Below are 5,596 nucleotides of genomic sequence, written 5' to 3'. Positions count from 1 at the left end.
GCAGTGGGCTTTCGGCGGTCGACCAAATCGCTTCACTGGTGATCTCACCACTGGCACGCAATTGAGTTAGCGCTTCGCCCGCAGCAAACACCTCACTGCCGTCGACCTTGGTCACGCGAGCCAGTGCGATGCCGGGATCCGTCAAAGCCGTGACCACCTCGGGCGGAAACAAACCTCGCCGGGCCGCAATCGATCGATAACTGACCTCGATCGTTTCATCCGAGCTGGTCTCGTTTTTTGTCGCATTGGCAATCACGCCTGACGTCGAAACGATCAACAGGTCCGACGCCAAAATCGGCAACACCAAATGGCCTTCGACGGTTCCCTGGACCCATGAAACCACTCGCACGCGGCGAAGATCGGGCCCCGTCATCGCTCGCGCTAATCGCAGCGCGTCCTCGAATCCGGTTTCGCCCAGCGACGCTTGGCGATCCTTGTCATCACCCGCCGCGTAACGAATCACGACGGTCACGCGAGATTCATCAGTCGACGATTCTGCCAACCGATTCAGCTGAGCCAAAATCGATGCGGTGCCATCCGCCGTCAACGTGGCGGGCATGTCGATCACATACCCCACTTTGACCCGGTCCGCTTTGGACAGAGGAGCATCCGCATCGGCCGCCGGCGCCAAAGACGTCGCCAAGGCGAACACCCCAGCCAACAGAAAAGGCACGATGCCTCGCCCAAGGGCAACGCGAGCGGAAATCGTCTCGCCCCATTTGGTTGCATCTTTCATTGCTTCTTTTCCATAAATTGACGAAAGACCCCAAGGATGATATTGGTCTGCGATTTCCAGAGCTGCTTGGTTCAATGCCGCGTCTTTGATTGCCACAGCGTTGATAGCCGCGTAGCTCGGATTCGCCGCGTAGCTCGGATTCCTCGTTCACTGCTGAATCTGCAAAATCTTCTCAGGTCAATTATAGGACCAAAGCCAACCAACGGGTAACCAATCCACCAGCGTCGGAAGGACGAAATCCGGGGCTTGGCTGATTTCGCAAAGTCCCGCTTAAGAATTGTCGGTTTTACGCTAATTCCCAGACATCTGCTGGTACCGCTTGCGAAAAATCCGGCATAGGATGGACGTTTGCAAGCAGACACGTCGTCAAACGCGATGCTACGTCATAGGCATTCGAATGAAACAGATCATCACCACGGTACGTCCCCATCTCGCCGAACAAGTGCTCGCGAGCTTGCGTCGTGCCCCGCTGGAAGCACTCAGCGTGATGGAAGTGAAGGGTTACGGTCGCCAAAAGAGCTATCTGAACGAATACAAAGAGACCGAATATTCCCAGGCGTTTGTCCCCAAAGTGGAAATCACCCTGTGGGTCGATGATTCTCGCTGCGAAGAAATCCTGCAAAAGATCGTCTCGGTTACCCGAACTGGCCGAATCGGCGACGGGAAAATCCTTGTGTTGCCTGTTTCCGAGTACTTTTGACCGTCACTCTCTCGGTTTGCCCTTCCTTGTCCCCTTGCTTGCCAGAGCCGAGGGGACTGTGGCCGAGGGGACGGCCGTGACAGTGGCAAGCCCGTGACAACTGCAAATCGCTCGAAACTACCTTGACGCGGCACCCCCGGATTCTTTACTAATCGCTCCCCACCGTTTTCGCTAGCGCGGTCGGCTGAATCCTTTCTCTGGCCTGACCGTAATCCCCCCCCTTTCCACAGGATCGCAGATGTTCCGAATGTTGATGATCGGAGTCGCTTTGACATTGCTTCCCACCGTTGTTTCGGCAGCACCGCCGCAACATGCAGCGGCAACGATGGCGCCCGCGAACGAGGTCGTGCGTTATCAATTGAAGGATTGGAAGGCGAAGCACATCCACGATGCGAAAAAAGCCGATACGATCGCCAAAACGCTGAAAAAACTCGGCTGCGAAGTGAAAACCGATCAACACAACGGCCACTTGGATGTCAAATACCGCTGTCCCGAATGGCACGAATTGAAGCTTGATTCGCACGAAGACGCTCACAAGTGGGAAAAATGGCTCAAAGAATTCCATTTCACCACCGAACACAAACACTGAGAGAGTCGATTGAGTTCCCCTATTACCACGGCGCGTATGGCGATCGAAGCGGCGAGTTTTGCCAGCCAAATGGTTGGCGAACTGGCCAGTGGCGTATCGAAGGCGGTCGGGTTCGACGAAGTGCTGCAGAGCGGCTCGGCGGAAAATGAGCCCGTCAGCGAATCGAAACTGCGTGCGATGATCGATCAAGTCGCCGGTGCAATCCGCTCGCGACTCGAAGCAGCCGGGATCGGCGTGAACCCACCGGTCGAAGTCGCTGTCAGTGATCCAGGGCAAGCAGGCGGTAGCAGTTTGACCGTCTCTTCCCCCCACAATCGAGCGGCAGAGATCGAGTCAATTTTGATGTCGGAACCTAAGATCGTCGACCAATTGCAGCGAATTCGCACCGCGTCGAGCATCGACCGGATCGTGGTTTCGGACCGCAGTTGAGGCAAGTGGGTAAAATTGGATAGGAAACAAAATAGCGGCATTAGCCACACTTGACGCAGACGGCGATCAAAGCGAACATACCGCTTAGCGATCAAAATCGCAGAGCCGGAGGATAAGCGAATGGCTAGCAGGCTGATTCGAAATCAGTTGCCCGGTAACGGGTTGCGGGTTCGAGTCCCGTGTCCTCCGCTTTGATAAGACGCCCCGTAAGACCATGTGTTTTACGGGGCGTTTTTTCGTTGGCAGCGATTGTTTTTTTTAGTATCGATTGGTTGACCAGAGACCTGGGCGTCCCAACCATCCTCGCCCAGTGCCGCGATCCTCGCCCAGTGCTACGATCCTCGCCCATCTTTCCAAGCTGGCAGCGTATCACGATCCTCGCGTAGCTTTCCGAGCAGGCATCGTCGCGGTGAACGTGTCCTCCGCATCGCACGCACTTCCGCTCAACAGGATTCACCGCGACGAGTCAAACGTCCGTCTCACGGACAGGCTCTGGCAAGCCGTGCGGCAATGGCCTCGACTGGTTCAACAGGGAGACCTAGGGGGATCCTGACGATTTTGGCGGTTTGGGAAACGTGCGTTGCCAATTTGCAACGGTTGTAGCGTCAAATAAACAGACCAGGAGAAATGGCGAATCTAGCCGTCATGCAGATGAGCAAAAGTGTGTTTTTTTCGGTGTTTCGACTACTTTTTTCTCAAGTCTTGCCTACTCTTGAAGGTGGAACCCAAACACTCGATTGTTTGCGGGGGTGTGCTAGTACCACGCCTTGGTCGCAATTGGTACAAAAATTGTACGGTTGTGCCCCCACCTATGAAGCAATCCAGCGACTTCGTCCTTCGAACGAAAATAATCATGAAACGACGACTCTTCTCAACGACTCTCCTGTTGGCGGCAACTTCGACGATGTCGGGCGCGAACGTGGAAGCTCAGGATGCGTGCTGTTTTGAACCGCAGTACCGGTTGCAATGCGAAACCGTCATGCAACCCGAGACGGTCCAGCGAATGCGGCTGACCTATGAAACCAGCTATGTCGAAGAAGAGGTCACCAGTTATCGCCCCGTGCTGAAAACGCGGACCGAAGAACGTGAATATAAAGTTGCCAAGCCGGTCGTCGAAACCAATTATCGTGAAGAGCGCTACACGCTTTGGAAGCCGGTCGTCGAGACTTCGTATCGCGATGAAACCGTAACTCAAACTCGCTATGTCACCGAAACGTCCGAGCGGGAAGAACAGTACACGACGTATAAACCGGTCGTGGAAACGAGTTACCAACAACAACAGTACTCGGTACAGCGGCCGGTTACCGAAACTCAATATTACGAACAACAATACGCGGTTCAGCGACCGGTCACCGAGACTCAGTTCCAGACTCAGCAGTACACCACGCTTCGCCCCGTCACGACGATGCAAACGCAAACCGTCGATGCTGGCGGCTACGTCGCCCAACAAGTCGTCACGCCTGGCCAATTGCAATATGGAACGCAGTACATTCCAAACGCCTACGCGACCCCCGGCCCACTGGGCATCTTTGCTCGCGTTCGTGGCGCCTATGCCGTCACGCCGATGATGACGCCACCGACGGTGCAAACGCAAATGGCGTATCGCCCGAACTACATCCAACAACAAGTTGCCCAAACCAGCTACATGCCTGAGGTGCAACAAGTCCAGGTGCCGGTTCAAGTGCAACGCATGCAGACCGAAGTCATGACCCAGAAAGTGCCTGTGCAAACAACACGCATGCAGACCGAAATGGTGACACAAAACGTCCCTGTGCAAACCACGCGAATGGTCGCAACGACCGAAGTTCGCAAGATCCCCGTGGTGGTTCAGCGTCCAATCACGGAAACCACGACTCGCAAGGTCCCCGTCGAGCAGCAACGTTGGGTCGCCGAAGAACAAGTGCGCAAGGTACCTGTCCAATCGACTCGCATGGTTTATGAAACTCGTCGCGAGCCGGTGCAGGTTCAGTACTATGAACAGGAAGCCTACACTCACAAAGTGCGCCGTCCCGTGACGGTGCAAAAGTATGTGCCGTACACCGAAACGCGAATGGTGCCGAAACAAGTAGTCCAGCGTGTTCCGCTTTCGTACTACGACCCGTTTAGCCCCGCGATCGTTAGCGGCTATTCGTCATTTTCGGTACCGAGCACGATCAGCAGCTCGCCGATCATCAGCACTCCGTCGGTAAGCTCGTCATCGGATTCGCAACCGACCGAAGCGCGTCGTCCGGCGACCGAAGAATCCAATGGACATTCGGTGCTGTCGCCTGCGAAAGAGGACAGTGAGATGGACGAGCCCAAAACTCGCTTAAAAAGCGTTGAAATTGGGCCACCGACCAATTCACCCAGCGACACCGATGCGAATGACACTGATGCGAATGATACCGATGCGAGTGGTGATGCGGAATCCAGTTCCGAATCGGCAGCAGATCCTGAAGACGAACAGTTGCTTCCGCCCCCGTCGCTGAACGCCAGCGAAGCAGGTTTCCGAATCAAATGGAATCCCGTCTACGCACGCGAAATCTAATTCGGTGATCGCATTGTCGTCACCGACTTAGTCGTTGGCCCTTCAGGCGGCTTGCAGCACGCCGTGGTTGGTTTCTAACAAACCATCTTGCATGCGGTAGCACACATCCGCTTTCTCTGCGATCGCGTCATCGTGCGTGATCATGACGATCGTCAGATTGTCGTGCTGGTTCAATTCCACCAGCAAATTGAGGATCGATTCGCCCGTTTCGGTATCAAGATTCCCGGTCGGCTCATCGGCTAGTAACAGCGAGGGATCGGTCATCAAGGCTCGAGCAATCGCCGCGCGTTGCATCTCACCGCCGCTCATTTCGGCCGGACGATGGGTGGCTCGGTGTGCCAGCCCCACGCGATCGAGCATCTCTTCGGCACGCGTGCGAATTTCTTTTCGGTTGCGGAAATAGCCCCACAAACTTTGGCTGATCATCATCGGTGCTAACACGTTTTCGAGCGCGGTTAACTCGGGCAACAAATGATAGAACTGAAAGATGATTCCGATGTCATGGTTGCGATACGAATCGCGTTCGGCTCGCGGGGCGTTGTCGATTCGCTTGCCTTGGAAGTAGATCTCGCCGGCATCGGGGCGATCCAGAGTTGCTAACAGATGCATCAGCGT

5 protein-coding genes, 1 tRNA gene and 1 pseudogene are annotated in these 5,596 nt (G+C 55.2%); 5 read left to right on the top strand and 2 right to left on the bottom strand.

The window, feature by feature from the left end:
* Window positions 1–736, bottom strand: a pseudogene (locus tag ABX962_RS28740) (hypothetical protein); the annotation flags it as partial.
* Window positions 737–1,133: 397 nt separating this feature from the next.
* Between ABX962_RS28740 and ABX962_RS28735 the strand changes: the two are divergent.
* The 5 genes from ABX962_RS28735 to ABX962_RS28715 all read left to right on the top strand — a co-directional run bounded on the left by ABX962_RS28735 (window position 1,134) and on the right by ABX962_RS28715 (window position 4,981).
* Window positions 1,134–1,436 (top strand): P-II family nitrogen regulator, encoded by a 303-nt coding sequence (locus ABX962_RS28735; protein WP_372724637.1) that lies wholly within the window; start codon window positions 1,134–1,136, stop codon window positions 1,434–1,436.
* 238 nt (window positions 1,437–1,674) lie between these two features.
* Window positions 1,675–2,025, top strand: coding sequence for a hypothetical protein (locus tag ABX962_RS28730; protein WP_372724635.1), 351 nt, complete (start codon window positions 1,675–1,677; stop codon window positions 2,023–2,025).
* Between the two features lie 9 nt (window positions 2,026–2,034).
* Complete coding sequence (locus tag ABX962_RS28725) at window positions 2,035–2,454, top strand: hypothetical protein (RefSeq protein ID WP_372724634.1); 420 nt, start codon at window positions 2,035–2,037, stop codon at window positions 2,452–2,454.
* 107 nt (window positions 2,455–2,561) lie between these two features.
* Window positions 2,562–2,643, top strand: a tRNA-Ser gene (locus ABX962_RS28720).
* Between the two features lie 664 nt (window positions 2,644–3,307).
* Window positions 3,308–4,981: a hypothetical protein gene (locus tag ABX962_RS28715; RefSeq protein ID WP_372724632.1), complete on the top strand. Its 1,674-nt coding sequence runs from the start codon at window positions 3,308–3,310 to the stop codon at window positions 4,979–4,981.
* Between the two features lie 42 nt (window positions 4,982–5,023).
* Here the strand turns inward: ABX962_RS28715 and ABX962_RS28710 are convergent.
* Window positions 5,024–5,596: ABC transporter ATP-binding protein (locus ABX962_RS28710; RefSeq protein WP_372724630.1), on the bottom strand; the 573-nt coding region annotated here is incomplete at its 5' end.

The organism is Novipirellula sp., assembly GCF_041583735.1.
In the GTDB taxonomy this organism is placed as follows: Bacteria; Planctomycetota; Planctomycetia; order Pirellulales; family Pirellulaceae; genus Novipirellula.
The sequence above is the reverse complement of the archived record's forward strand: the minus strand, read 5'-3'. Positions and strand labels throughout refer to the sequence as shown.